26 protein-coding genes are annotated in these 26,717 nt (G+C 68.6%); 8 read left to right on the top strand and 18 right to left on the bottom strand.

Annotation, left to right across the window (positions count from 1 at the left end):
* Positions 1–170 precede the first annotated feature (170 nt).
* Positions 171–563 carry a VOC family protein gene (locus ACZ5VD_RS42655; protein ID WP_030788457.1) on the top strand — a complete coding sequence of 131 codons (393 nt, stop codon included), beginning with the start codon at positions 171–173 and terminating at the stop codon, positions 561–563.
* Positions 564–573: 10 nt separating this feature from the next.
* Here ACZ5VD_RS42655 and ACZ5VD_RS42650 read toward each other — a convergent pair whose 3' ends face one another.
* The 5 genes from ACZ5VD_RS42650 to ACZ5VD_RS42630 all read right to left on the bottom strand — a co-directional run bounded on the left by ACZ5VD_RS42650 (position 574) and on the right by ACZ5VD_RS42630 (position 4,774).
* Complete coding sequence (locus ACZ5VD_RS42650) at positions 574–1,425, bottom strand: IS5 family transposase (protein WP_468685864.1); 852 nt, start codon at positions 1,423–1,425, stop codon at positions 574–576.
* Between the two features lie 32 nt (positions 1,426–1,457).
* Positions 1,458–2,507 carry a hypothetical protein gene (locus tag ACZ5VD_RS42645; RefSeq protein ID WP_468685862.1) on the bottom strand — a complete coding sequence of 350 codons (1,050 nt, stop codon included), beginning with the start codon at positions 2,505–2,507 and terminating at the stop codon, positions 1,458–1,460.
* A 163-nt stretch (positions 2,508–2,670) separates the two neighbouring features.
* Positions 2,671–3,000, bottom strand: a complete 330-nt coding sequence (locus ACZ5VD_RS42640; protein WP_468685860.1) for an N-acetyltransferase — start codon at positions 2,998–3,000, stop codon at positions 2,671–2,673.
* Positions 3,001–3,056: 56 nt separating this feature from the next.
* On the bottom strand, positions 3,057–3,524 hold the full coding sequence (locus ACZ5VD_RS42635) for a DUF2690 domain-containing protein (protein WP_468685859.1): 468 nt from the start codon (positions 3,522–3,524) through the stop codon (positions 3,057–3,059).
* Positions 3,525–3,910: 386 nt separating this feature from the next.
* Positions 3,911–4,774, bottom strand: a complete 864-nt coding sequence (locus ACZ5VD_RS42630; protein WP_468685857.1) for a nitrilase-related carbon-nitrogen hydrolase — start codon at positions 4,772–4,774, stop codon at positions 3,911–3,913.
* Positions 4,775–5,774: 1,000 nt separating this feature from the next.
* On the opposite strand from ACZ5VD_RS42630, the gene ACZ5VD_RS42625 reads away from it, so the two are divergent.
* The 5 genes from ACZ5VD_RS42625 (at position 5,775) to ACZ5VD_RS42605 (ending at position 9,408) form a co-directional block, all read left to right on the top strand.
* Entirely contained in the window at positions 5,775–7,088 is a 1,314-nt protein-coding gene (locus ACZ5VD_RS42625; protein ID WP_468685854.1) for an RHS repeat-associated core domain-containing protein, read from the top strand.
* Between the two features lie 32 nt (positions 7,089–7,120).
* Complete coding sequence (locus ACZ5VD_RS42620) at positions 7,121–7,543, top strand: hypothetical protein (protein WP_468555119.1); 423 nt, start codon at positions 7,121–7,123, stop codon at positions 7,541–7,543.
* Between the two features lie 124 nt (positions 7,544–7,667).
* Positions 7,668–8,741, top strand: a complete 1,074-nt coding sequence (locus tag ACZ5VD_RS42615) for a Dyp-type peroxidase (protein WP_468685852.1) — start codon at positions 7,668–7,670, stop codon at positions 8,739–8,741.
* A 209-nt stretch (positions 8,742–8,950) separates the two neighbouring features.
* Positions 8,951–9,178 (top strand): hypothetical protein, encoded by a 228-nt coding sequence (locus tag ACZ5VD_RS42610; RefSeq protein ID WP_468555117.1) that lies wholly within the window; start codon positions 8,951–8,953, stop codon positions 9,176–9,178.
* Complete coding sequence (locus ACZ5VD_RS42605; protein WP_468685851.1) at positions 9,175–9,408, top strand: hypothetical protein; 234 nt, start codon at positions 9,175–9,177, stop codon at positions 9,406–9,408. The genes ACZ5VD_RS42610 and ACZ5VD_RS42605 overlap by 4 nt, the downstream gene beginning before the upstream one ends.
* Positions 9,409–9,538: 130 nt before the next feature.
* On the opposite strand, the gene ACZ5VD_RS42600 is transcribed toward ACZ5VD_RS42605, so the two are convergent.
* The 13 genes from ACZ5VD_RS42600 to ACZ5VD_RS42540 all read right to left on the bottom strand — a co-directional run bounded on the left by ACZ5VD_RS42600 (position 9,539) and on the right by ACZ5VD_RS42540 (position 22,328).
* Positions 9,539–10,549: a hypothetical protein gene (locus ACZ5VD_RS42600; RefSeq protein ID WP_468685848.1), complete on the bottom strand. Its 1,011-nt coding sequence runs from the start codon at positions 10,547–10,549 to the stop codon at positions 9,539–9,541.
* Positions 10,550–11,022: 473 nt separating this feature from the next.
* Complete coding sequence (locus ACZ5VD_RS42595) at positions 11,023–11,658, bottom strand: LutC/YkgG family protein (RefSeq protein ID WP_468555114.1); 636 nt, start codon at positions 11,656–11,658, stop codon at positions 11,023–11,025.
* Complete coding sequence (locus ACZ5VD_RS42590) at positions 11,655–13,139, bottom strand: LutB/LldF family L-lactate oxidation iron-sulfur protein (RefSeq protein WP_468685846.1); 1,485 nt, start codon at positions 13,137–13,139, stop codon at positions 11,655–11,657. Before ACZ5VD_RS42590 ends, ACZ5VD_RS42595 begins: the two co-directional genes overlap by 4 nt.
* Positions 13,136–13,876 carry a (Fe-S)-binding protein gene (locus ACZ5VD_RS42585; RefSeq protein WP_468555112.1) on the bottom strand — a complete coding sequence of 247 codons (741 nt, stop codon included), beginning with the start codon at positions 13,874–13,876 and terminating at the stop codon, positions 13,136–13,138. The genes ACZ5VD_RS42590 and ACZ5VD_RS42585 overlap by 4 nt, the downstream gene beginning before the upstream one ends.
* Positions 13,867–14,775, bottom strand: a complete 909-nt coding sequence (locus ACZ5VD_RS42580) for an amidohydrolase family protein (RefSeq protein WP_468685866.1) — start codon at positions 14,773–14,775, stop codon at positions 13,867–13,869. Before ACZ5VD_RS42580 ends, ACZ5VD_RS42585 begins: the two co-directional genes overlap by 10 nt.
* Positions 14,750–15,823, bottom strand: coding sequence for an aldo/keto reductase (locus tag ACZ5VD_RS42575; protein WP_468555111.1), 1,074 nt, complete (start codon positions 15,821–15,823; stop codon positions 14,750–14,752). Before ACZ5VD_RS42575 ends, ACZ5VD_RS42580 begins: the two co-directional genes overlap by 26 nt.
* Entirely contained in the window at positions 15,820–16,578 is a 759-nt protein-coding gene (locus ACZ5VD_RS42570; RefSeq protein WP_468555122.1) for an SDR family NAD(P)-dependent oxidoreductase, read from the bottom strand. Before ACZ5VD_RS42570 ends, ACZ5VD_RS42575 begins: the two co-directional genes overlap by 4 nt.
* Positions 16,579–16,616: 38 nt before the next feature.
* Positions 16,617–17,471, bottom strand: a complete 855-nt coding sequence (locus tag ACZ5VD_RS42565) for a fumarylacetoacetate hydrolase family protein (RefSeq protein ID WP_468685844.1) — start codon at positions 17,469–17,471, stop codon at positions 16,617–16,619.
* Entirely contained in the window at positions 17,468–17,812 is a 345-nt protein-coding gene (locus tag ACZ5VD_RS42560) for an L-rhamnose mutarotase (protein ID WP_343240173.1), read from the bottom strand. The genes ACZ5VD_RS42565 and ACZ5VD_RS42560 overlap by 4 nt, the downstream gene beginning before the upstream one ends.
* Positions 17,813–17,828: 16 nt before the next feature.
* Complete coding sequence (locus ACZ5VD_RS42555) at positions 17,829–18,713, bottom strand: carbohydrate ABC transporter permease (protein ID WP_468685843.1); 885 nt, start codon at positions 18,711–18,713, stop codon at positions 17,829–17,831.
* A 92-nt stretch (positions 18,714–18,805) separates the two neighbouring features.
* Complete coding sequence (locus ACZ5VD_RS42550; RefSeq protein WP_468685841.1) at positions 18,806–19,723, bottom strand: carbohydrate ABC transporter permease; 918 nt, start codon at positions 19,721–19,723, stop codon at positions 18,806–18,808.
* Between the two features lie 12 nt (positions 19,724–19,735).
* The gene (locus ACZ5VD_RS42545) at positions 19,736–21,100 is read right to left on the bottom strand and encodes an ABC transporter substrate-binding protein (RefSeq protein ID WP_468685840.1); all 1,365 of its coding nucleotides are present in this window, start codon (positions 21,098–21,100) and stop codon (positions 19,736–19,738) included.
* 112 nt (positions 21,101–21,212) lie between these two features.
* Complete coding sequence (locus ACZ5VD_RS42540; RefSeq protein ID WP_468685838.1) at positions 21,213–22,328, bottom strand: enolase C-terminal domain-like protein; 1,116 nt, start codon at positions 22,326–22,328, stop codon at positions 21,213–21,215.
* Positions 22,329–22,456: 128 nt separating this feature from the next.
* On the opposite strand from ACZ5VD_RS42540, the gene ACZ5VD_RS42535 reads away from it, so the two are divergent.
* Together ACZ5VD_RS42535 and ACZ5VD_RS42530 are read left to right on the top strand one after the other, a co-directional pair.
* Positions 22,457–23,227 carry a FadR/GntR family transcriptional regulator gene (locus ACZ5VD_RS42535; RefSeq protein WP_164416958.1) on the top strand — a complete coding sequence of 257 codons (771 nt, stop codon included), beginning with the start codon at positions 22,457–22,459 and terminating at the stop codon, positions 23,225–23,227.
* 256 nt (positions 23,228–23,483) lie between these two features.
* Complete coding sequence (locus tag ACZ5VD_RS42530) at positions 23,484–26,642, top strand: DUF1349 domain-containing protein (RefSeq protein WP_468555105.1); 3,159 nt, start codon at positions 23,484–23,486, stop codon at positions 26,640–26,642.
* Positions 26,643–26,717: the final 75 nt, after the last annotated feature.

Here is a 26,717-nt window from a genome sequence, read left to right as displayed (position 1 = left end):
GCCACACGAGAACGCGGCCAGGATGGCCGTCTCAACGAAGTTAGTCCCCCCTGTACAGCAGATCGAGGTCGACTGACTTCCTTGAGAACGGACAGCCGAGTCCGCGCCCTCACCAGGACCGCTCAGCTCTCATTATCTTGACGTCAAGATTCATTGGTGGAGGAGAAGTTGTGGCTCTGGGAACGCTCGGATACTCCTTGGACGGCCTGCATCACGTGCAGCTTGCGATCCCTCCAGGTGCTGAGGACATCTGCCGCGAGTTCTGGGGAGACGTTCTCGGCATGACAGAGCTCGAGAAGCCGCCGGTGTTGGCGGCTCGTGGTGGGTGCTGGTTCCGAGGTGGTGGCCTGGAGGTCCACTTGGGGGTTGAAGAGGACTTCCGCCCGAACAGGAAGGCGCATCCGGGGATCCTTGTGACCTCGCTCCAGGCGCTCGCCAAGCGGTTGGAAGACAAAGGAGTGAGCGTCACCTGGGATGACAACTTTCCTGGCCACGATCGCTTCTATGCATTCGACAAGCTGGGCAATCGGCTCGAGTTCCTTGAACCTGTCCGCGATTGCTGACATCGCATGATCAGGGCGTCTTCTTCGTCCAGTGGCTGGTGCGGGGGCTCTTGCGGGTCAGGCGCCGGGTCATCATGGTGATGAGTGCCCAGTTCAGGTGTGCTTCGGAGTGCTGGGGCAGGCGTTCGTAGTCGCGTGCGTTGCGGCGGGCGTTCATGCACCAGCCGATCGTGCGCTCGACTTTCCAGCGGCGGGGCAGCACGACGAAACCCTTGACGCCTTTGGGCCGGGAGACGATACGCAGGCTGAGCCAGAGGCGTTCGCGGGCCCAGTCCACGAGTTCGCCGGCGTAGCCGCGGTCGGCCCAGACCTGGGTGATCTGCGGCTGGGTGAGGCGCAAGCGCCAGAACACGTCGCGGGCGGCGTCGCGGTCCTGGATGTCGGCGGGCGTCACCGTGATCATCACCGGCAGACCGAGCGTGTCCACGGTGATATGTCTTTTGCGGCCGTTGATCTTCTTCGCGGCGTCGTAGCCGCGGCTGTTCCGGCCGACGGTGGAGGCGCCCTTGACCGACTGGGAGTCCACGATCAGCGTCACGGGGTGGGGGCAGCGGCCCTTGCCGGTACGGATCCGGCGGCGGAGCTGGTCACGGATGTAGGTGACGACTCCGGCCCGGTTCCACCTCCAGAAGAACCCGTAAACCGTCTCCCACGGGGGAAAATCCGCAGGCAGAGCCCGCCACTTCGCGCCGTTGTCGACGATGTAGCGGATGCCGTCGACGATCTCCCGCCGCGGCCACTTCTCCGGATGCCCGCCGGTCTTGGTCCGGCAGGCCGGGATGGGCAGCAGGGGCTCCAGGAGTGCCCATTCGGCGACGGAGGTGTCGGACGGGTAGCGGCGGCGACGGGAGGCAGCGGGCATGGCGGGCTCGGCAGGGTGATCGGCGGCGGGGGTTACTTGGAGAGCTGCGCGAGGGTGGCGCGGACGCCGGTGAGCTGGGCGGTGGCGAGCTGGGCCCATTCATCGTCGAGGTAGCGGGCCAGGTGAGGATCGAGCGTGCCCGTGATCACCCGGGTGAGTCGGCCGAGGATCTGCCGGAACTGCCGCTTGTCGTACTCGATCCAGTCCGCGGGGTCGTCGGAGAACATGAACCCGTCGCGGCGGGTCCAGGTGATCGGCGTCAGATTCTCCGCGGCGACGACGTCGCGGACGTGCCGGATGCCGCGGCCGATCTGCGAGCGGGTCAGGCGGGTGACGGCCATGAGCTGGCAGGTGTGCAGGCCCGCAGGGCGTGCTTCCATCAGGGCGACGCGGACCAGGTCGCCGTCACTCACGGTCGCTCCAGAAAGTACGCAGTCGATGCCATCAAGGGTGATGGCGACGGTTTCGGGCTGAGTGCCGGCGTCGGCGACGACGAGTCCGGGGTTGGTCAGGCGCGCCAGCGCGTAGTCGAGTTCGGTTTCCGACAGGGCGCTGCCGGCGAAGTACGCCGCAGTGGTGCCCAGGAAGGCGGCCGGGTCGGTGGGGCGCTGGTCGTGCGCGGTGGCGTAGAGCCAGCGCAGGAAGCCGTCGGTGGCGTAGCGGTGCCGGGCGGCGGGTGCGCTGCGCAGTTGAGAGAGTCGGCGCAGCTCTACGCGTCCGTCGCTGGTGATCCTGTAGGAGTCGGGTGCGCCGAAGGAGCCCATGGTGTCGATCAGGCCGTCACGCTCCAGCTCGGCGGCCAGGACCGCAACGTCTTCCAGAGGCGTGCCGGAGTGGTCGGCGTAGTCGGCTTGTTCTCCGAACTGGCCATCAGGCAGCTGGCCGAGCCAGATCAAGTAGCGGACCAGCTGTGGGTCCTGCTCGATGCCCACGCCCAGGCCGGTGGCTCCGGCGGAGGCGGTGAAACTCCTGCCGCCCAAGGGCACAGTGATCGGGTACTTCTTGAAGGCCCGCTCGTAAGCCTTGTTGATCTCCTTCACGTGCTTCTCGATCGCACGCTGATCGATCTTGGTGCCAGCCATTTCGTCCCCTTCACGACGTACTGACACAAGCGTAATGAGGGGTACTGACACCGAGCGGCCCGATCTGAGCACTAACCCGGCCGCGTGAGCGGGGGCAGCCGTCTGCACCCCCGGCAAACTACGGGGCGGCCGGGGCGGGTTCGGTGAGGCGGTCGTACAGGCCTCAGCCGCCGGCGTTGTCCGGGCGGACCAGCAGCGAGGCGTAGTCGGGATTGATGGCCTTGAGCAGCTCTGTGTGGAGGCGGGAGCCGATGCCCTGGGACTGCCGGGCGGGGGTGACAGCGAGCTCGCACAGACCCGTGAGGCGGCCCGCGCGGACGTGTTCGGGGATCTCGGGAAGCAGCTCGCCGTACCAATACTCGGATGTGCAGGGGAAGGCGTAGCCGAGTTCTGGAGTGCCTGAGCTACCTCGCCGAACGCGGGCACCTGACACGCCGACGCCCGGCTCGACGCCCGCCGACATTGCTGGCAGGTCGTGCTCAGGTCTTCCCATGGCACGGGGCGCGCCCCGTGGCCAAGAGGCTGAGTCGCCCGGCGCTTGTCTTGTGGTCACTCCGTCCACGGTGTCCGGTCCGTCGCGGCTGTGCAGTACTTGGTCCACTGTCCGGCGCGCGAGAGTTCCGACGTCGGCACGGCACATGCCTTGGCGTGGAAGGACGCGCCCACAGATGCCATGGGGGTGAACTGATCGCTGCCGAAACGGACCAGAGCGCCCTGCGCGGATCCACCGCGAACCTGGAGCGTCACCACGTCGCCCTTCTCTCCCTTGACGATCCGTCCCCACACTGCTTGGCAGTGCTTGCTGTAACGGACCTGCAGAGCCACCGGGTTGGCGCCCTTGGGCTGCCAGCTCACCGCGTCGGCCACACACCCTTCCTTCTGCGGGTTCTTGCCGTCACACCCTGCTCCAGGGCACCCGGGCTGTGGTTCGGTGAACCACTTCTCCCATAACCCGCTTGTGATGACGGGGGGCGACTCCGCCTGCGACGGCTGCCGCGACGGCGACGACCAGGACATGCCTGGCGTGGGCGCGCAGCCATAATCGTGCCGCGGCGAGGCGTCGGCGCGGTGGCGTGGCAGGTTGCGGATCAGTTGGGTCGCCGGAAACGTTCGAATCAGGCGCGGTTGGCTTTGTAGGTGGGTTTCGACTCCACTGGTAGGTCAGTTCTGACTCCAGTCGGAGGTGGGGTCTGATCCCGCTGGGGTCCAACCAACGGTCCGCAGCGCTCACGAGAACGCGAGCGAGAGGTCCCGGGCATGCTCGGGACCTGACAGTGGCCAGGTGGATGTACCCACCGGCGGCCAGCGAGTGGGTGGTATCCGGCCGGCATTGGTGACGCTGTGTAGGACCGGAGGCGGCGTGGCCGGGCACCGTCTGCTTGGCGGTGTCGACGGTGGGGGTCTCAGCGGGCGGGTTGCAGGGTGAGGTTGAGGGCAAGGCGATTGTCGGTGGGGTGGTGGCCTTCAGGGCTGAAGGGAGGTACGGCGGCGGGGAGGCAGTCGGCGATGAGCAGGCAGTCGTGGTTGCGGTCTTCGGCGGTGGCGGCGATCAAGGGCTCGCCGTCGGGGGCCCAGATGCCGGAGTTGCCCTGGTACTGCCAGGCGCCGGCAGGGACCTGTTCCCAGCCGCGGCGGTTGGCGTAGGCGATGAACAGGCGCCAGATGCCCGCCATGGCCGGGATGATGTGGCGGGTGGCGTCCTGGTAGGGAACCTGGCTCATGGTGCCGTCGGCCAGGCGGAAGTGCCCGTCGGCGGCGGTGGGCCCGAGCACGACCTGGGCCCCGTGCCCGGCCAGGTACTGGTAGAGCGGCGGGAACTCGCACTCGTAGCAGTTGAGCACGCCCACCCCGATGCCGTTCAGGCTGACGACGGGCGGCAGGTCCTGCCCGAAGGAGTAGTTACGCCGCTCGGCGGCCCCGTACAGGTGGGTCTTGCGGTAGTTCGCCGCCACCAGCCCATCCGCAGCGATGATGCTGATCGAGTCGTAGAACGCGTCCCCGTCGCGTTCGGGATAGGGCAGGACCACGGCCAGGGCGTTCTCCTTGGCCGCCAGCCGCGCACGCTCGACCGAAGGGCCCTCACGGTGCTCGGCCAGCTCACGACACTGCTCGGGGCCGATCGCGTAGCCGGTGGTGTACTTCTCCGGGAAGACCACCACCTGACAGCCGTAGTCCGCCGCCAGCGCGGTCACCTCGACCAGACGCTCCAGGTTCTGCTCCACCGCCTGTCGGCTGCCGACCGGGCCCTGGCCCTGGTACAGCGCCACCCGGAGTCCTTTGCCGGCAGCGGGCGCGTCACGTGAGGCAGAGCGAAACACAACACGGACAGGCTGAGTCATCAACAGGAGATCCCTCGGTAAAGGACAGTCCGGGCGACCGCCACCAGCAAGAACGACTCACCCCGCCCCCGGACACCAAGATCTTCATCCGGCCGGACTCGGACCCGGTCGTCACAGTCACCGACTCCCGGAGACCTCCACGGGGTCTGATCACAGGGCGTGACTTCGGCGCCGACCGTCCACGGCGGGGCCGCGGCCAGTCCGAGGCGTTTCCTGTCCGGCGTCCGGGGAGGCTGCTCAGACGCGGCGTTCGTGCAGTGCGGGTGCCAGCGGCTGCACACGTCAGGGAAACAGTCAAGGTCTTGTGCCCCCGGCAGGTGGAGTCAGAACCCGCCTACAACTGGAGTCGGTTGTCACCTACGAAGCTAGGCCGGGCGGGAACGGTAAAACCGTCACCGACGCGCCCGCCCTGGCCCGCATGGTGGCCCGCCCGGAAACACCGCGGCCCCTCCTGATCGACACCGACCCGCCCCGCAGCCTCAACTGGCCCGGCCCGGCGCTCACCCACACCGTTCTCGTCGATCTCCCGTGGCCCGCCGACCCCGCCACACCGCCCGCGGACCCCCGACCTCGTCAACAAGATCCTGAAGGAACTCAGCATCACCCCCAACCCACCAGCCGAATAGCCCGGAACGCCCCCGCGGCTGTCCGCGCGCCACGCGGGCAGCGCGGGCGCCGATCCCAGAGCCCGGTCGCCGACGCCAACACCGCGAGACCGAAAGGTCAGCCAGCCGGCGACTACACCTACACCTGGAACGCGCGAGGCGAACTGACCGGCCTGACGAGAGGGACGACTACGTCCTCGTTCGGCTACGGCCCGCTCGGCGACCGCTTCTCCAAGACGGTCGGCAGCGCGACAAGCCGATACCTGACGGACGCCTTCAACCCTCTGGTGGAGCAGACCAGTTCAGGCGCCACGGCCGCAACCGTGGCCACATCCGGCCTGGATGAGTTCCTCACTCGCACTGAGAACGGCACGACGCAGGTCTATCTCACCGACGTTCTGGGCACCGTGGTCGGCCTGGCGAACCCGGACGGCACCATCGCCACCAGCTACGCCTACGACCCGGGCGGCACACCCACCGCCTCCGGCGCGGCCTCGTCGAACCCGTACACCTTCACCGGCCGCGAGAACGACAACACCGGCCTGCTGTACTACCGCGACCGCTACTACGACCCGCAGACCAGCCGCTTCATCTCCCAGGACCCCATCGGCCAGGCCGGCGGCACCAACCTCTACCAGTACGCCCTGTCCTCCCCCACCACCTACAGCGACCCCACCGGCAACAACCCCCTGATCGCCGGCTGCGTCGTCGGCGGCCTCATGGACGGCGGCCTGGACTGGCTCACCCAGCGCCTGTCCGGCCGCAAAGTCAACTGGGGCCAGGTCGGCCAGGCCGCCGCCCTAGGCTGCCTCAGCGGCATGCTCGGCGCCGGCCTCGGTGCCAAGGCCGGAACACGGGCGACGAACTGCAACAGCTTCACCGCCGACACCCCCGTCGTGATGGCCGACGGCACCCGCAAACCCATCCAGGACGTCCAGATCGGCGACAGCGTCCTCGCCACCGACGCCGAACCCGGCCCCCGCAAAGTCACCGCGTTAATCACCGGCAGCGGTGACAAACACCTCGTCGACCTCACCGTCGACACCGACAGCACAGCCGCAACCCAAACCGCCACCATCACCGCTACCGACGGTCATCCCTTCTGGGTCCCCGACCTCCACCAGTGGATCAACGCCGGCGACCTCACCGCCGGCCAGTGGCTGCAGACAAGCGCCGGAACCTGGGTCCAGATCACCGCCCTCGACCACCACACCCGGCCAACCTCGGTCTACAACCTCACCGTCGACGACCTCCACACCTACTACATCGCCGCAGGCAGCCAGGACCTCCTCGTCCACAACTCCACCTGCCTCCTCGGCCGTAGAGGCGACATCGACGACTACGTCAACGACAACCCCGGCCTCGACGCCGACGTCCTCAACCTCCGCGGCACCATGAACGGAAAGAGAGGCCAGCAAGGCGCGAAGGGAGTCGGCAGTTGGAACTGGACCCGCAACAAGCGCTTCATCGATGACGCGCTGGCCAGCGGCAGGCCCATCCGCTTGGTAACCGACCTCACCCGGCCCCAGTACCTCAAGGGCGACGTCTACCAGCGAGAGCTGAAATACCTCCAGGACAAGGGATACGGCTGGCGCAAGATGGACGGCTACTGGGAAGTCGTCAGAGTCCGCCCCTAGACCAGCGAATGAAAACGAGGTCAGGAGGCCCCGTGGTATCAACAAAGGACTTCTTCGCCGAGGTCAGGACAGTCTGCGCTCCCGTCGCAGTCGCTCTGGGTCTGACCGGCCCCGAGGAAACCGAACGGGTGATGCCACGCGCCACCTACAAGAGCACGGGCATCGAATACCGGATCCGCCTCGACGACTCCGACGCAACCGTGGAGTGCAGTGCCAAAATCGAAACGGATACCGTCAGACTCACGGCGGACATCGAGGCACTGGCCATCGCCGCTGGAGTCGTGGAGAAACGCGGCGGCATCTCCTACAGCGCCCGGAACCTGAAACAGCTGCGGAAGTCCCTCCACGGACAGGCCGACTACCTCCAGCGCGTGCACCCGTTCCTCGCTGACGCCACCACGGCCGAACGTCTCATACGCCAAGCCGGCCGCGAGTGGCCCAAGGAGACTTCATGATCCGCAGCCTCCAACGAGCCCGCGCCGCCTCCCAGCGGCTCAGATGCCGCCAGGTTTTCGGACCTACACCTGCGGGGCCACGACCCACTGGCTCATGGCCCGGCCAACTCCGGGGAGCGGCTCTGTGATCCGGCGCAGCAGACGGGACATCCTGCGCGCCACTGCTGCCACTGCCGTCGGGGCCGGCGCGCTGTCGGCCATCGGCGCCACCGCGTTCCACTGGTCTTCCTCGCCGAAGAGACTGCCGGCTCATCTGCGCGGAGCGGCACCCTTGCCGTACGCCGAGGTCGTCTCCCTCGACCTCGCCGCTGGTCAGGAACAGCGTGCCAACGCGCTGCGCGCCGCCCATCGCGCCATCACGGCAAGCAACCAGAGCAGGACCATCTCCTGGCTGGCCCTGGGAGCAAGCGGGCTTCCTCATACGGTGAGCCCACCGCGGCACTTGAAGCAGATGCCATCGTTCCCCGGTGATGTGCTGGATCCCACGTGCTCGCATGGCGACTTGCTGCTGCAGGTCACCGGGACCTCGGCCACGGCAGCCCAGGAAGCGGCGGAGCAGGCACTGCGCACGCTCAACCAATGGAAGGTGCGCTGGCGGCTGACCGGGCACAGGTCAGCAAACCGTACCGAGGACGGCAGAGGGCTGTCGCGCAACCCGTTCCAGTTCACCGAAGGCTACGGCAACCCCGCCAGTGCGGCTGAAGCCGCTGAGCGTGCCATCATCAGAGCAGGCTGGAAAGAGCCGTCCTGGGCCGTGGGCGGCAGCTACCAGGTCATACGGATCATCCGGCTCGCCACCAACTTCTGGGACCGCGACACCGTCGACGAACAGGAGCGCATCATCGGCCGGCGCAGAGACGGCCGATGGCTGGACGGCACCCCTACAAACGAACAACCTGTCTTCGCCGCCGACCCCCAGGGCAAGATCACACCGCTGGACGCACACGTCCGCCGGGCCGTCCCGGACCGCCACCAGCCCCCTCCGATCGTCCGGCGCGGCTACAACTACCAGCGAGACGGCACCGACCACGGACTGCTCTTCTCCTGCTTCCAACACGACCTAGAAAAGGGCTTCGAGGCGGTGCAGCATCGGCTGCAGGGTGAAGCTATGGCCAAGTACACCCTCACCATCGGAGGCGGCTACTACTTCATCCCACCACCGGGGGCCACATGGCTGGACGCCTGGGAGCGTCATTAAATTGACACACCCTGGTCTGCCACGGACGAACGGAGTAGCCAGCCACCGCCATACCGCAGGATCAGCCTCGTGGGGACAGTGGTGCACCGGTCGGCCCGTTCCCTGTCCAGGGCCCGAACGACTTGTTCCTCGAAGCTCACACATCCCCCCACTGCACGCTCCATTGGTGCGTCACGCGCCCAGACTACTGCGACCGGCTGTACGTCGCGGTGCCGGCCGACTCCGCAGGCACCTTCGCGGACATCCCCAGCGTCCGGGTGCTCTCCAGCGGGCACCAACTACTCACCCCGAGCACGCCGCAGGACGGCACGCTCGCCGCCGACTGGGTCAGCCACCCGCGCGGCGACACACCGCCGGCACTCGTTGCGCCCGACCGGCTCGCCGCCCAACTGCGGGAACTCGCCTCCCCCGCCCATGCGAAGGCGTCTGTGTCATGAACGGCCACACCGTGCTGTACGACCCCGAAGGACGCATCGACGCGGAACTGCCGCTCGATCGCACCACACACGAGCGTGTCGCCCGCGCCGTGCTGGCGTGGTCCGATCCCGACACTCTGCGGCCCGACGACTACCAACAGGTCGGACTGCTGCTCGCCGGGGCCGCCCGCGCCGTCACCGACGACGTCCGCGCGCTCGCGGGCAAGCCAACCGCCTCTCACACGACCTGATCACCGCCGTGACCAGCACTTACCCGAGAACGCAATGACCCTGACGGTGACCGCGTTCGGGGTGGCGATCCGAGGCCATGGCGTGAATCACATGGACCCCGCCACCACCGAGCGATCTGTTCGTGGCGACCTATCCGTGTGGGCCCTCGACTTCGGCGCACAGGATTCGCTGCGCGTCGTCGCTGAGCCAGAAGGTTGTTCCAGCATGGTCGACGATCCGCATCTTGGCTGCACCGCGGGGCAGGACGGGTTCGAGCACTTCGCCCGTCCAGAGATCGAACAGGCGCTGTCTGCCCTTCCATTCGCCGGTCGCGAACACCGGTGTGAGCAGCACGTAGCGCCCCGAGGACGTGACCTTGCCGTTGATGGCGTGCTTACCCGGCAGGCGCTTCCATCCCGATTGTTGATAGAGCGGCTCGGTGACCGTCCCGTCCGGCGTGACACGGGTGATGGTGAAGAAGTCGGCCCCGTACTTGCGCACGCTCGAGGCGTCCGAGCCTTCGACGCAGACCAGCATGCTGCCGCCGTGGCCGACCGCATCACCGATGATGCAACCGTCGACCGATACGTCGGGGCTCTGGTTCAGTTCGTCGTCGCCGAATCGGTCGACCGGAAACCCGTCCGGGCCGAGAGTCCCGATCCGCGTCCATGACGCGCTCGTCTCGCCGATGCGCAGGAACGCGAGGTATCGCGGGTTGCCGACCGCGATCGGCTCATCGAGCACGACCACGTGTTCGGCCGCGAGTGCTCCTCGGCTTGCGTGGCCGGTCACCCGCGGCCGCTGCCCGTGTTTGGCGAAGCGATGCAGCACGTCGTCGCCGGCGATCGTTATCTCACGCCGCAACCGCAGATCGGTTCCGTACATCCGCAGCGTGCCGGCATCGGCGATCACGCCGAATGCGCCGTCGTCGAGCAGCACCGGCGCCGGGGCGTCATAAGCGTCGAACGGGTCACCCAACTCGTCGAGCAGCACCGTCTGAACCACCTGATCGGCGATCGACACCAACGCGTACCGGGCACCGCCGTCCCACCACACGACTGCGTAGAACACTCCGACACCGGATACCAGACACGACCCTGCCCGTATCGGACCGCCCACCTTGTCCGGCAGCCTGAACTCGGCCGTCTTCGCCAGTCTCACGGAGCACCCTCTCGATTGTCGGACGGGTAGGCCTCGGGCACGTCGTGTCACGTGTTCCGCGTGTCCCTACTCGCTCCCGGATCTTGGCGATGATCTACGGCTTCGTCCACCTGCTGGTCGCCTCGCCCGAACATGCCGAAGGCCGAGGCCCCCGCTTCACCGCCAACCTGAACCACCTCCCCCCTCTCCCTCCCCCGAACAGCACCGCCCACTCACACGGGGCCGGGCAGGGGTGATTCTGTCCGGCCCCGCTGTCGTCGGGTCGGCTGAAGTCGAGCGTCGCCTGTGCCGGGGTCAGCGGTTCGCCGTCCTGGCGCACCGCTTTTTCAGCTTGCACAGTGCACGAAGAACCGCGTCGACTTTCTCCCAGGTGCTGAGCGTCTGCCCGGTGATCAACCGCCGGAGCGCGCCGTCAGGCGCGGGTGCATCCGGTGCTGGGACACGGCGTCCCTGGACAGTCCCGTATCCGAGACCTACCCGTCCGTGACCACGACGATGTCGAGCGTTCGCGGTCCGTGCACGCCCTCAACCCGGTCCAGTTCGATGTCGCTGGTGGCTGAGGGGCCGGAGATCAGGGTCAGCGGCCGGTGCGGGTGGAGCAGGCTCAATGCCTCGGGTACATCAGCGGCGATCTGGCTCGCCCTGACCACGCAGACATGCTGGTCCGGCAGCAGGGTCAGCGCACGACGTCCCTGCCCGGGCCCGCTGTCGAGGACGACTGTGCCGGTGAGGGCGATCGCCGCGGCGACGGTGGTGAGCACGGCGTTCGCCGCGTCGAGCTGTCGGACCGTCAGTGGCGGGATGTCCTCCAGTCGGGACCAGGGGCCTTCGGGTACCAGGTCTTCGGGGAAACCCGGGGGCACCACAAGGGATTTCGCTCCGGTGCGCGCCAGCGCACGGCCCACGGCGGCGACGGCGTCGGACGGCGGAACGCGGACGACGGTGGCGCGGTAGTCGGCGGCGCGTTCGATGAACAGCTCGACGACGTCCAGCCCCGCGTGCTGGGAGCGCGGATCGTGCGGGACGGGGTCGTCGTCGGGGGCCTCGGCGCCCGGTACGTCGGCCAGTGCGCTCCGGATCGCGCCGAGTACGGTGTCGCGGCCACTCATCGGCCCCTCTCCTTCCTCGTCGTACGGCCTTCTTCTCTCGTCCGTCGCCACCAGGCGCGCAAGGACTCGCGCGCCGGTACGGGGGTGTCACGGGTGCCGGACCAGCGAGCGAAGGGGCCGGGCAGGACGCCGATCCGGCCGTCGCGGGCCACCAGCCGGGCGGCGAGAGCGGCGAGTCGCTGGGCTGCTGCCAGCCGTCTCGGGGAGGACAGCACTACGCCTACGGCCTTCATGGCGAGCGCCTCCGGGGTGGGTAGCAGCCGGTCCCGGCGCTTGGCCTCCACGGCCTTTGCCCGCAGATGGACGAGCACCTCCGGAATGTCGATCTTGACCGGGCAGGCGTCGTAGCACGCCCCGCACAGGGTGGAGGCGAAGGGCAGCGAGGCCGCGTTCTCCACGCCCACGAGCTGTGGGGTGAGTACCGCGCCGATCGGGCCGGGGTACACCGAGCCGTAGGCGTGGCCGCCGGTGCGCTCGTACACCGGGCAGACGTTCAGGCAGGCCGAGCAGCGGATGCAGGACAGCGCCTGGCGGCCCACCTCGTCGGCCAGGGTCGCGGTGCGGCCGTTGTCGAGGAGGACCAGGTGGAAGTCCTGCGGCCCGTCGCCCTCGGTGACGCCGGTCCACAGCGAGGTGTACGGGTTCATCCGCTCGCCCGTGGACGAGCGGGGCAGTAGTTGGAGGAAGACGTCCAGGTCGGAGAAGGAGGGCAGGACCTTCTCTATGCACATGACGGTGATCAGGGTCTCCGGCAGGGTCAGGCACATCCGCCCGTTGCCCTCGGACTCCACGACCACGACCGTTCCGGTGTCGGCGGCGGCGAAGTTGGCTCCGGAGACCGCCACCTTGGCCCGCAGGAATTTCTCCCGCAGGTGGAGCCGGGCCGCTTCGGCCAGGTCGTGTGGGTCGTCGGTGAGCCCTTCGGGAGCGGGCCGGCCCCACTTCCCCATCTGCCGCTGGAAGATCTGGCGGATCTCGGAGCGGCCCCGGTGGATGGCCGGCACCAGGATGTGCGAGGGCCGGTCGCCGTCCAGCTGCACGATCAGTTCGGCGAGATCGGTCTCGTAGGCGCGGATGCCCGCTTCGGCGAGCGCCTCGTTGAGGCCGATCTCCTGGGTCGCCATCGACTTGACCTTGACGATCTCGCTCTCGCCGGTCGCCTGGACCAGCCGCGTGACGATGCGGTTCGCCTCGGCCGCGTCCGCCGCCCAGTGGACCGTGCCGCCGGCGGCGGTCACCGTCTCCTCCAGCCGCAGGAGATGGCGGTCGAGGTGACGCAGGGTGCGGCGCTTGACGGCTGCCGCCGTATCCCGCAGGTCCTCCCAGTCATCGAGCTCGGCGGTGACCGCCAGCCGCCTGTCCCGGATGGTGCTGGTGGCCCGGCGCAGGTTCGCACGCAGCCGGGTGTCGGCGAGCGCGGCGCGCGCCGCCTCGGGGAAGGGCGGGGTGCCCAGCCATACAACGTTGTCGGCAGCAGTCACCGTGCGTTCCCTTCCGTGGAGGCCAGGATCTCGGCCAGGTGCATTGTGCCGACGCCGGTACGCAGCCGGGACAGGCCGCCGCCGACGTGGGTGAGGCAGGAGTTGTCGCCCGCGCACAGGTACTCGGCGCCGGTGTCCAGGACATGGCGCATCTTGTCGGCCAGCATCGCGTTGGACACGTCCGCGTTCTTCAGCGCGAAGGTGCCGCCGAAGCCGCAGCAGGACTCTGCGTCGGGCAGTTCGACCAGGTCGATGCCCTTCACCGCGCGCAGCAGCCTGAGCGGCCGGTCGCCGACACGCAGCATGCGCAGCGAGTGGCAGGTCGGGTGATAGGTGACCCGGTGCGGGAAGTGGGCGCCGACATCGGTGACCCCGAGGACGTCAACGAGGAGTTCCGACAGCTCGTACACCGTCGGCACGACCCGCTCGACCGCCTCGGTGAGCGCGGGGTCCCCCAACTGGCCGGCCACCACCCGGTGGTGGTCGCGCACCATGCCCGCGCAGGAGCCGGAAGGGGTGACCACGGCGTCGTAGCCCGCGAAGACCTCCGCGAAACGGCGCACCATGGGCAGGGTCTCGGGGCGGTAGCCGGTGTTGAAGTGCATCTGGCCGCAGCAGGTCTGGCCCTGCGGGAACTCCACGGTGTGGCCGAGCCGTTCCAGCAGTTCGGTCACCGCGCGGCCGGTGCGGGGGAACATCATGTCGTTGAAACAGGTGATGAACAGAGCTATGCGCATGGTGCTTCCTGAGCGGCCGGGGAGCCGGTGACGGTCAGGCCGTAGGTCCGCAGGGCGGTTCCGGTGAAGACCTCGCGGCGTTCGGCGGGTTGGAGTGCGGCCGTCAACTTCCGTGCGGCGGAGATGACTTCGACGTAGGTGGCGGCCAGCCGGCAGACGGGCCAGTCGGAGCCGAACATCAGCCGCCGCGGTCCGAAGGCGTCCAGCACTGTGTCCGCGTACGGCTGGAGGTCCTCCACGTTCCACTTGCCCCAGTCGGCCTCGGTCACCATGCCGGAGAGCTTGCAGACGGTGTTGGGCAGCGAGGCCAGGAGGCGCACCGCGTCCGCCCATGGCCGCAGCTCGCCCGAGGCGATGGGGGGCTTGCCCGCGTGATCGAGTACGAAGGTGAGGCCGGGAAGCAGTCGGGCGGTCTCATGCGCGGCCGGGAGCTGGTGGGGCCGGACGACCAGGTCGTACACGAGCCCTGCCTCGGCCACCGCGGCCAGCCCACGCAGTACGTCCGGCCGCATCAGCCAGCGAGGGTCGGACTCGCCCTGCACCTGGTGTCGGATGCCCACCAGGTACTCGCCACCCGGCCTCTCCCGCAGCGCCGCGAGTGCGCGGGCGACATCCGGGGAGGTCAGGTCGGTCCAGCCCACGACGCCGGCCACCAGGTCGCTGTCCCGGGCCAACGCCAGGAACTCGGGCGTTTCCTCCGGCACGTCGATCGTCTGGACCAGGACCGTCGCGGTGACGCCGGCCGCTTGGGCCTCCGGCTCCAGGTCGGCGAGAGTAAAGTCGCGGCGCAGCGGGGCGAGTTCCGGTCCGGTGATCCAGTCCTGGTCGCGGACGGAGAGGTCCCACACGTGGTGGTGTGAGTCGATGACGCCCTCAGCGGTGTTCGCCTTCAGGTTCATGGCGGTCACCCCCACGAGTCCTTGACTCGTCCTTCGGCCGATCGGCTTCTTCGACTGGTGTGGCGGCGGGGACGGGGACGTGCGGCGGCAGCAGCCCCTCGGTGCGCAGTTCGTCCCAGAGTGCGGCCGGTACCGTTCGCCGCAGTTGGTCCACCGTGTCGCGGACCTCGTCGGCCGAACGCGCTCCGGACAGTACGCTCGCGGCCGCCGGATGGCCGAGCGGGAAGCGCAGAGCGGCTGCGCGCAGCGGGACGCCGTGGCGTTCGGTGACCGCCTTCATGCGCAGGGCCCGGGCGAGGACATGTGGTGGGGTGGGCGCGTAGTCGTACGTGGCCCCGGGCTTGGGGTCGGTGAGCAGACCCGAGTTGAACACCCCGCCGACCATGACACTCCTGCCGCGGGCGGCGGCCTCCGGCAGTAGCTCCGCGAGTCCCTCCTGCTCCAGCAGGGTGTAGCGGCCGGCGAGCAGCACCACGTCGATGTCGGTCTCGCGCAGGAAGCGGGCGGGGAGCGCGCACTGGTTCACACCGATGCCGATCGCCTTGACGACGCCTTCGGCGCGCAGTTGTTCCAGCGCCGGGTAGGCCTCGGTGAGGGCCTGCTCGGCGTGGTGGTCCGGGTCGTGCAGCAGGGCGATGTCCACCCGGTCCAGGCCGAGGCGGTCCAGGCTCGCTTCCAGGGAGCGCAGGACTCCGTCGGAGCTGAAGTCCCAGACTCGGCGGTGAGTGTCGGGCACGGCGAAGCCGTTGGCGAGATCGTCGCCGCGGCCACCCTCCGGGTCGGGTTCGAGCAGTCGCCCGACCTTGGTGGAGACGGTGTACGTGTCGCGGTCGCGTCCGCGCAGCGCGGCACCCAGGCGGCGCTCGGACAGCCCGAGTCCGTAGTGCGGGGCGGTGTCGAAGGTGCGTACGCCCGCGTCCCAGGCCGCCTCCACCGTGGCGACCGCGGCCTCGTCGGTGACCGGGCGGAAGAGGTTGCCGATGGCGGCGGCCCCGAACGACAGCTCGGTGACCCTGACACCGGTGCCGCCCAAGGTGGTTGCTCTCATGAGCCGGCCGCCGGGCGCAGTCGGAGTCCCTGCATGCCGCCGTCGACGGCGAGGGCGATGCCGGTGACGGAGGCCGCGGCGGGGCTCGCCAGGTAGACCACGCCCGCCGCCACCTCGTCCGCCGTGACCAGGCGGCCCAGGGGCTGGCGGGCGTCGAGGGCGGCGCGTTCAGCTTCCGGGTCCTCGGCGGCGTCCAGGAGCCGGGTCACCCAGGGGGTGTCGGCGGTGCCGGGGTTGACGCAGTTGACGCGGATGCCCTCACGGACGTGGTCCGCGGCCATTGCCAGGGTCAGTGACAGCACGGCGCCCTTGCTGGCGGAGTACAGGGCGCGCTGGGGGAGGCCCGCGGTGGCCGCGATGGAGCAGGTGTTGACGACCGCCGCGTGTGACGAGCGCCGCAGATAGGGCAGGGCGGCCCGCGTGGTGCGCACCGTCCCGAGGACGTTGACGTCGAGGACGCGGTGCCACTCCGCGTCCGGGTTGTCCTCGACGGTCCCTACGGCGCCGATGCCCGCGTTGTTGACCAGGATGTCCAGGCCACCGAGCTGCCCGGCAGCGGCCTCCACGGCGGCACGTACCGAGGTGTCGTCGCCGAGGTCGGCCTTGATGGCGATCAGCGGCTCGGGGGCGCCGGAGGGTTCGAGGTCGAGGACGGCCACCGTGGCGCCGTGGTCGGCCAGCATCCGGGCCGTGGCCAGCCCGATGCCGGACGCGCCGCCGGTGACGACGGCCTTGAGCCCCGACAGGCCGCTCAAGCTGTTCAGGTTGCTCGACTTGCTCACGGGGGCGCCTTTCACGCTTGGCCGAAGGTCTGGCGCTGGGCGCCGAGACCGTCGACGGAGAGCTCGACGGTGTCGCCGGGGCGGAGATAGGGGGTGCCGGGCAGGCCGAGGGCCACGCCCGCGGGAGTGCCGGTGTTGATCACGTCGCCCGGCTCCAGGACCATGTACTGGCTCAGGTACGACACGATGTGGCCGACCGTGAAGATCATGTCGCTGGTGTGGCCGTCCTGCCGCTTCACGCCGTTGACGCTCAGACGCAGTCCGAGATCCTGCGGATCGCCCACCTCGTCGGCGGTCACCAGCCAGGGTCCGAGCGGGTTGAACGTCTCGCAGGACTTGCCCAGGTCCCACTGTGAGGAGTACTCCAGTTGGAACTCGCGCTCGGAGACGTCGTGGCTGATCGCGTACCCCGCGATCACGGCCCGCGCGGCCTCAGGACCGTCGAGGTAGCGGGCCCGCCGTCCGATGACGACCGCCAGCTCGACCTCCCAGTCGGTCTTCATGGAGCCGCGGGGGATCAGCGCCTCGTCGTACGGCCCGACCATCGTGCCCGGGTCCTTCATGAACACCACCGGCCGCGGGGGGATCGCCGCGCCTGTCTCGGCGGCGTGGTCGCGGTAGTTCAGCCCGACGCAGACGATCTTGCCGGGGCGGGCGAGAGGGGCACCGATCCGCAGACCGTCCGGGTCCAGCTCGGGCAGACTTCCCGCCGCGATCGCCGCACGGGCCCGCTCGACACCGTCCTCGGAGGCCAGGAAGGCACCGTCGATGTCGGAGGTCACGGAGGACAGGTTGAGCAGCCGGCCGTCCTCCGTGCGGACGGCGGGCAGTTCCTCGCCGGGCGCGCCGACTCGTAGAAGTTTCACTGGGTGTTTCCTTGCGACGGTTGCAGATGCCAGATCTCGGTCAGGTCGGACCAGTTGCCCCCGGTGCCGGCATCGGCCCAGGACTCCTGGCAGGGGTCGGTGAGCTTCCACCAGGCCTGGGTGGTGGGGTCGGCGCCGATCGTGGCCATGTCGGCCTCGAAGTCGTCGCCGTGGTACTCGAAGTAGCCGAACAGCGTGTCCTCGCGCAGGAAGATGCTGTAGTTGCGGATGTTCGCGGCCCGCAGCGCGGCCTCGACGCCCGGCCAGACCGCGGAGTGCAGCCGCAGATACAGCTCACGGTGCTCGGGCCGCAGGCGGATCGTCTGGGCAAGGCGTTTCACCTGGGTCATCCGGGCCTCACTCCTTGGTCGCGCCGGCGAGCATGCCGGCCACAAGAGCGCGCTGGGAGAAGAGGAAGACGATCAGGACCGGGACGATGGTGACGAGGGTCGCCAGGGCCAGTTCGGGCCGCATGATCTGGTTGCCCGCGCCGCTGGAGGTGTTGAACAGCGGCGAGGCGGAGAGCAGGTTGTTCAGTCCCACCTGCGCCGGGTACTGGGAGCTGTCGGGCAGCATCACGAACGGCAGGAAGAAGTTGTTCCAGTTGCCGACGAAGTTGAAGAAGCCGACCAGGGCGATCACGGGCTTGGCCAGCGGCATCGCGATGAGCCGGAAGACCTGCCACTCCGAGCAGCCGTCGATCCGCGCGGCGGACAGCAGGTCGGAGGGGACGTTGGAGGAGAAGTAGATGTAGGTGAGGTAGACCCCGAACGGGAAGAAGGAGAAGGGCAGGATCACCGACCAGATCGTGCCGTCCAGGTGCACGGCGTTCATGCCCAGGTACAGGGGCAGCACCATCGCGGCCGTCGGCATGAGCATCACGAGCATGGTGATGGTCAGCAGCATCCGTCGCCCGATGAACCGGGTGAGAGCCAGTGCGTACCCGGCGGGGATCGATGTCACGAGGGTGATGGCAAGTGCGCCGAAGGTGTAGAGCGCCGAGTTCCGCAGCCAGGTGAGGATGGCGCCGTCCTGGAAGGCGTAGAGGTGCTTCCAGGCGTCGGCGATGGCGGTGAGGGAGCCGAAGGAGAACGGGTTGTCCCGGACGATCTGGCCGTCGGTCTTGGTCGTGGCCAGCAGCAGCCACACCACCGGCACGCAGAAGAACAGTACGGCCAGGCCCATGACGATGAGCCAGGCCAGCCGGGCGGCCAGTGAGCGTGGGCGGCGCGTCTGGCGCATGGGCTTCCTCGGGCTGGTGCGGTCGCCGGCGCTGTGGCGCGGCGGGGTTCGGCGGGCTCTGGTCGTGGGAGCCGGGGTCGTGGGGGCCGTGGTCATTCTTCGTCCCTGTCGAACAGGCCGGTACGGAAGACGACGAGCGCCGCGCAGGCGAGGCCCAGGATGAGGAGGTCGACGGAGAGCGCCGCCGCGCCGTTGAAGTCCCCTGACTGGAAGGCGTACTGGTAGGAGAGCTGGTTCGGTGACCAGCTGTCGGGGATCATGCCCCAGCTGGCGAGGGAGACCAGTTGTGGCTCGACGAAGAGCTGGGTACCGGCCGCGAAGGCCAGGATCAGCATGTACGCGATCCACTTGGTGATCATCGGGATCTGGATGCGCAGGGCGATCTGGAGCGTACTGGCGCCGTCGATGCGAGCGGCCTCCAGGATCTCGTCCGGGATGCTATTGAGCGCGCCGTACATGACCACGATCCACCCGCCGGCCCCGGTCCAGAAGGCGATGACGGTGAAGAGTACGGGGAGGTGGCCGGGCGCGTTGACCTGGGCGAGGGTTTCCCAGCCGAAGGCCTTGAGCAGCCAGCCGACGGGGCTGGCGGCCGGGTCGAGGAGGATCAGGAAGAGCAGTACGCTCGCCACCCCGGCGAGGGCGCCCGGCAGGTAGAACAGGAACCGCAGGGTGGTGGAGGCCCTGCGCATACGGCCGTGCAGCATCAGGGAGAGCAGCACCACCAGGATCATCAGGCTGGCCAGCCAGATCACCAGGTACAGGCCGATGTGGAGGAAGGCCGGTCCGAAGCGGTAGTCGGTGAACGTCCGGGTGAAGTTGCCGATCCCGACGAGCTGGTTCTGGGAGTTGGACAGTGCCAGCCACACCGCGTAACCGGTGGGCAGGACGCCGAAGGCGAGCAGGAGGAGGACGTAGCCGGAGACGAAGACGTATCCGGCGCGTCCGGCCGGGTTGCGGGCCGAGCGGCCGCGGCGGCCGCTCCGCTCCGGTGCGAGGTGGGTGGTCATCGGTCCGCTTCGCTAGTTGACGGTGTATCCGAGGGACTTGGCCTTGTCGGTGATGGCCGTCTGCCAGGTGCCCAGGGTGTCGGTGAGTGTCTTGCCCGAGTTCAGGGCCGGGATCACGGTGGAGGAGTAGATCGCCTCCTGGCTGTACTGGGTGGCGGACCAGCCGGGCCAGATCAGTTCCGCGGCTTCCTCGAAGGCGGGCCCGATGTCGCCCGCGAAGTAGCCGGTGTCCAGCTGGCCGACGAGCCACTTGGTGGCCGCGGGCTTGTACGCGGGGTAGGTGCCCGCGGTGGCCTGGTAGTCGTTCGAGGTCGTCATCCAGGTGACCAGGTCGGAGGAGGCCTTGAGGTTCTTGCTGTGGGAGGAGACGAACCACAGGCCACCGCCGACGTTGCCGGTGTAGTTCTTGTCGTCGCCCTCGAACTTCAGCGGTGCGGCGGCGGCGATCTGCCCCTTGGGGATCTTGAACGTGGAGTTGAAGAGCACCTGTCCGTACCAGGACGGGCCGGGGAGCATGAGGACCTTGGCCGCCTGGTTCTTGATGAACCCGGCGCTGAAGACGGTGTCCTTGGAGACCGAGCCCTTGGCGATCAGGGTGTCGAGCAGCTTGGCCATCCGGGTGCACTTGGCGTCCTGGAGGTCCACCGTGACCTTCCTGGCACCGGTGGTGGTGCTGGCGGTGCACTGGCTCGCCCAGAAGTACACCTCAGGGGTCCAGGCGTCCCCGGCGGTTCCGACCAGGTATCCGGGGTGCTCCTTGGCGACCTTCTCGCCGAGCGCCTGGTACTCCTCCCAGGTGGTCGGGGCGGTGTAGCCCCACTTGTCCATGAGCTTCTTGTTGTACCAGAGCACGTTCTGGGCAAGGTCGTTGCGCAGGCAGTAGGTGCCGCCGCTGAACGTGCAGGGGTTCAGGGCGCCGGACGCGAAGCCGTTCAGGGTCGACGCCGGGACCAGGCCCTTGTCGAGGGGCGCGGCGTAGGGCGTCTTGCCCTGGGCGGCCCAGCTGCCGTCGTTGACGTTGGCGCTGAAGGCCACGTCGGGCCAGCCGCTGCCGGTCCGGTCGAACAGCTGGACCTTGGTCTGCAGGTCGTTGGCGCCGTTGGCGTCGCCGCTGTACGTGACGATCTTGATCTTCACGTCCGGGTGCGCCTTCTGGTAGGCCTCCACGCCGGGCACGCGGCCGGCGTCGGCCCAGACAGTGATCTCACTGTCCTTCTCCTGGGTCACGGGCTTGAAGGCCGCCGGGGAGGAGGATGCCGCGGGGGTGGGGTCCGCACTGCCGCAGGCGGCGAGGGCGAGCAGGGAGACGGCGCCCAGGGCGGCGACGGCTGTGTGTCTGAGCGGGCGGCGGGAGGAAACCGGAACGTCGTTGTTCATGACTGACCTCGGATCGTGGGAAATGGCGCACAGCGGTGAGTGGCGCCGCGTTCGTGGTGCTCGTGGTGCTCGGGGTGTTCGGGACAGGCGGTCGGGTCTGGGGTTCCGGACATCAGGCCCGGGGTGGGGTGACGGTCTCCTTGTCGACGAATTTCTGAAGGACGGTGGGGTAGTCCAGGCCTGCGGGGAGGGCGACGCCCGGACCGGTCGGTGCGTGGACGAGACCCTGGGCGTCGATGCCACTTTCGCGGCTGATGGGGTTGCCCATGACCAGGGACTCGTAGTAGGTGGTGTTCGAGATGGCCATGCACAGGTGCCGGTTGGGGATCTCCGGTCCGTGCACCTCGGCGCGCAGCCGATAGGCGTCGGCGAGGTGGGCGGTGCGCATCGCGCCGGTGAAGCCGCCGCGCAGCTGGGTGGAGGCGCGGACTCCGAAGGTGGCGGCGCCGGCCTGGATGAAGTCGGCCGAGTTCATGTGTGCCCCGTCGGAGGTCTCGGCCACGAGGAGGGGAACGGCCACCGCGTCGGCGAGACGTTTGTACGCGGTGATGCTGAACTCCCTCATCGGCTCCTCGTACCAGAGGTAGCCGGCGTCCGAGAGGGCGTGCCCGAGGTGGATGGCGTCGGGGAGGTCGAAGCCCGCCGACCCGTCGAACATCAGCGGGATGTCGTCCCCGACGTGTTCGCGCAGTGCCACCGACAGGCGGGCGTCGCGGCGGGCGTCACCCCAGGCGTGGAGCTTGATGGCGGGGTAGCCGAGCTCCAGGGCCTGGTCGGCGATGTCCAGGTACTCCTCGACCGAGGAGTAGGTGACGGTGGAGGCGTAGGCGGGTATCGAGGTGCGGTATCCGCCTAGCAGCTGCCAGGTGGGCCGGTCGGCGAGCCGTCCGGCCAGGTCCCACAGTGCTGTGTCGACCAGACCGAGCAGGTAGAGCGGTAGCTCTTCCGTGCGGTCCAGCTCCCACATGCGGTGCCAGAGCCATTCCCGCTGGAGGGGATCCTGCCCCACCAGCTCCTTGCGCAGCACGCGGTCGAGCAGGTCCGCCAGGATGACCCCGCTGCCCCGGCGGGGGGCCATCGCGACTCCCTCGACGCCTTCGTCCGTGCGGATGCGCAGCACCGAGGCCTCGCCCTCGGACGGGCTGCCGAGGAGTCCGTCCCGCCAGACGAAGGGCGGACTGGCTCCCGGCACCCGGACCGGATGGCACTCGACTTCGGTAATGCGCACGGCTTGCACCCCTTGGAGCGGGAAGTACTGCTGCGAAATTTTCGTGTAACATAAGTCGTCATACGAATGCTGTCAAGAAGTCCCGAGCAGTAGACTCGCCGTCATCCGCATCAGCAAGGGGGACACGCATGGCCAAGGACAGCGCCGGCAGAGCAGGCGAGCCGCCCGTTCTCAAGCCCTGGCCCAAGCGTCCGGCCCGGCTGGCGCAGGCCGTCATGGAGAGCCTGACCGACTCGATCGTGTCGGGCGTCATTCCTCCGGGCTCGACCCTGCCGGTGGAACCCGAGCTCTGCGAGACGTTCGGTGTCAGCCGCATCACCATCCGTGAGGCGGTCAAGTCCCTTGAGGCCAAAGGGTTGGTCCTCGCCCGGCAGGGCTACGGCACCAGCGTCACCCCGCCCGAGGAATGGAACCTGCTCGACCCCGTGGTGCTCGCCGCGACCGTCCGGCACGACGACCAGCTCGTCGTTCTCGACCAGTTGGTCGACATCCGGTCGACGCTTGAGGCCCAGATGACGGCCCAGGCGGCGGAGCTGGCCACCGACGACGACCTGCGGGCCATCGGGCTGCTGCTCGCCCGGCTCGACGAGGAGACCGCCGTCCCGGCACGCTTCATCGAGACGGATGTGGCCTTCCATGACCGGATCCTTCAGGCGTCCCACAACAGGCTCGGCCGTTCCATCATCCGGATTCTGCACGCCCAGGCGCGTACGACGTTCCTGTACAACGGCACACCGGACGCGACCGCGTGCGAGCGGGCCAACGAGGAGCACCGCGAAGTCGCCGAGTGTCTGCTGGCCCGGGACCCCGACGGGGCCGCGCGGGCCATGGCGGCACATATCCAGACCGCGTGGAGCCGCCGCCGCCTGCCGAACGTGAGCTCCCCCGCTTCCTCCTGAGCCCTTCGGCTCCTGAGCCGGCCCGCCTCCTGAGAGCACCCGCACCGACCCCGCCCCCGAGCCGATCAGGCCGGGGGCGTTCGCATGCCCGGGGCGACTCCGGCGGACTCCGGTCAAGTCCGTGCGCGGGATCTATTGACGAAATTCATATGACGTCTAATGTTACAGCCAAATTTCCCTTCCCCTCCTGTGCCTCTGGGCTCTTCCTGCCCGAGACGGGCACCGCAGGCTCCCTGAACCACCCGGAAGGTGTCACGTGCGAACAACCCGCATTCGTCCCTCGGTTCCCCGCCGGCTCAGATCATGGCTGGCCACAGCAGCCGTACTCGCCGCCTCGACGGCCACGGTCCTCGTCCAGGCCGGGCCCGCCTTCGCGGCCGGCACGACGCTGTATGTCTCGCCGAGCGGCTCCGGCACCACGTGCTCCGCGAGCCAGCCGTGCTCCATCACTCAGGCCAAGACCAACGTGCGGGCGCTGAACAGCTCCATGACGGCCGACATCACCGTCGAGCTCGCCGACGGCACCTACCGGCTGACGGCACCGCTCAGCTTCACCTCCGCCGACTCCGGCACAGGCGGCTTCACGGTGACCTGGAAGGCTGCGCTCGGCGCCCACCCGGTCATCACCGGAGCACAGAAGGCCACCGGCTGGGCGGTGCAGGACTCGGCCAAGAACATCTGGAAGAGCAACGTCGGCACCGGCTTCGACACGCGCCAGTTGTCCGTCGACGGTGTCCTGGCGACCAGGGCCCGCACCGCGCTCACCCGCTCGGACCTGACCGCGACCACCAGCGGTTACACGTTCACCAGCAGCTCGCTGAGCTACCTCAACAGCCTCGCGCAGCCCGGCCGGACCGAGATCCACGGCATCGGATCCTTCACCGACCGCTACGCCCCGGTGACCGGCATCAGCAGCGGCACCATCACGATGGACCAGCCCTCGTGGAACAACAACACGTTCGGCTACGACACCCTGACCAACCCCTACCGGTCCGGCCCCCTCTACATCGAGAACGCCTACGAGTTCCTCGACACGGCCGGTGAGTGGTACCTCGACACCGCTACCGGCACCCTGTACTACAAGCCGCTCACCGGGCAGGACATGAGTGAGGCCGACGTCGAGGTGCCGAAGCTGGAGTCGCTCATCGGCGTCGGAGGGACGTACTCCTCCCCCGCCACCCACCTCGCCTTCTCAGGACTGCAGTTCTCAGGCACCAGCTGGCTGGACCCCACCGCCCACGGCTACGCCAGCCAGCAGACCGGCGCGTACATCTCCGGTACCTGGGACCGACCGTCGGACGCGCTGACCTCTTGCCAGAGCGGCTGCCCGCTCTTCGAGGCGACACGCCCCCACTGGGACCAGATGCCCTCCGCCGTCCAGGTCTCCGCCGCCGACCACATCACCTTCACCGGCAACCGGTTCACCCAGCTCGGACAGAGCGGCCTCGGCATCGGCAACGACGCCAACGCCCACACCACCGGCGTGGGACTCGGCGCCGACACCATCACCGCGACCGGCAACGTCTTCACCCAGGACGCGGGCGGCGGCATCATGGTCGGCGGCCTGCAGGCGGACGCGCACCACCCCAGTGACAGCCGGATGACCAACAAGAACATCACGCTGAACAACAACCTCATCCACGACGTGGCGCTGGAATACCGCGACATGTCGGCCATCCTCGTCACCTACGTGAACGGCGCGACCGTCTCGCACAACGAGGTGTACAACCTGCCCTACTCCGGCCTGACCATCGGCTACGGCTGGGGCACCAACGACGTCGGCGGCAGCCAAGACTACGTCAACCGGGGCCTGTACAGCTACCAGCCCACCTACACGACCGCGACCACCGCCGCGAACAACCACGTCACCGACAACTACATCCACGACATCATGCAGCAGATGACCGACGGCGGCTGCCTCTACACCCTGTCGGCGTCACCGGGCAGCACCTTCGAGCGCAACTACTGCCACAACAACAACGGTTTCTTCGGCTTCTACCACGACGAGGGCTCCCGGAACTTCACGGACACCAACAACGTCTTCCGCAACACCGGCCGCTGGGCCCAACAGAACAGCACTTCGGTCAACAACACCGGTGCACTGACCCTGAAGGACAACTGGACGAGCAACAGTTCCTCGATCATCAGCAACACCGACGGCCGCGGCAACGTGGTGAGCGGTACCGTCGTCGTCAGCGACGGCAACTGGCCGTCGGCCGCCAAGACGGTCATGGACAACGCCGGCATCCAGCCCCTGTACCGTCCGCTGACCACCGACCCCGTCAGCTCCCCCTACACCGCCTACTCCTCCACCCCCGCCGACACCGGCCAGCGCGGCGGCCACTTCACGATCACCGACGCGGGCAAGGACATCTGGGGCGCCGGCGGACAGCACGACGACGAATACGGCACCGTCTTCCGAAACGGGGCAGCCGTCGACGGCACGTCGGTGACCGCCCGGGTCGACAACCTGGACAACACCAACGGCTGGGCCAAGGCCGGCGTCGTCCTGCGCAACGACCTCACGAACGACGGCTCCTCCCCCGGATACGCGGCCGTGGTGGTGACCCCGAGCAACGGCGTCAGCTTCCAGCGGGACTCCAACGCCGACGGCTACCTCGACCAGCTCACGAACACCGCCGCCAACGTCAAGGCACCGGTCTGGCTGCGGCTCACCCGCACCGCCACCCAGGTGTCCGCCTCCTACTCCACCGACGGATCCGCGTTCACCCAGGTCGGCTCGACGGTGACCCTGCCGTCCATGGCGGCCACCCAGGACGCCGGTGTCATCCACACGGCCCACAGCACCGCCGCCGGCAGCGCGACCTTCAGCAACCTGCGGATCGTCACCTCTCCCTACAAGGCATACAGTTCGATACCGGCCGCCGTCAGCCAAAGCAGCCAAGTCACCTCCCTGACCAACGCGGGCATCGACATATGGCGCTCCGGCACGGCATACGACGACGAGTACTCCGCCGCCTACCAGAGCGGGGCTGCCGGAACGTCCTCGACCGTCACCGTCCGCGTCACCAGTCAGGACAAACCCAGCAGCTGGGCCAAAGCCGGCCTGATGCTGCGCAACAACATCGCCTCCGCCGGCTCCTCCGCCGGGTACCTCGTCCTGGCCACCACCCCCGGCAACGGAATCGCCCTGTCGGTTGACTCCAACGGTGACGGCTACCTCGACACCAACACCATCAAGACCGGAAGCGCCACCGCCGCCCCGGTCTGGCTCCGCCTGGTCAGAAGCGGCACATCGGTCACCGGCTCCTACTCCGCCAACGGCACCACCTGGACCACAGTCGGAACCGCGACACTGAACGGAGCGAACAGCACCCTGGACGCGGGCATGTTCTCCACGGCCCACGCCGGAAGTACCGGCACCGCGACCTTCAGCCAGTTCTCCGTCAGCTGACGATCTCCACCGCTCGCGCGGCCGGGCCGACGCCACGTTCTCCGTCTGGTACTGAGCCACCGGGGCCCGCACAGA

The organism is Streptomyces sp. NPDC032822 (assembly GCF_055578825.1).
The sequence above is the reverse complement of the archived record's forward strand: the minus strand, read 5'-3'. Positions and strand labels throughout refer to the sequence as shown.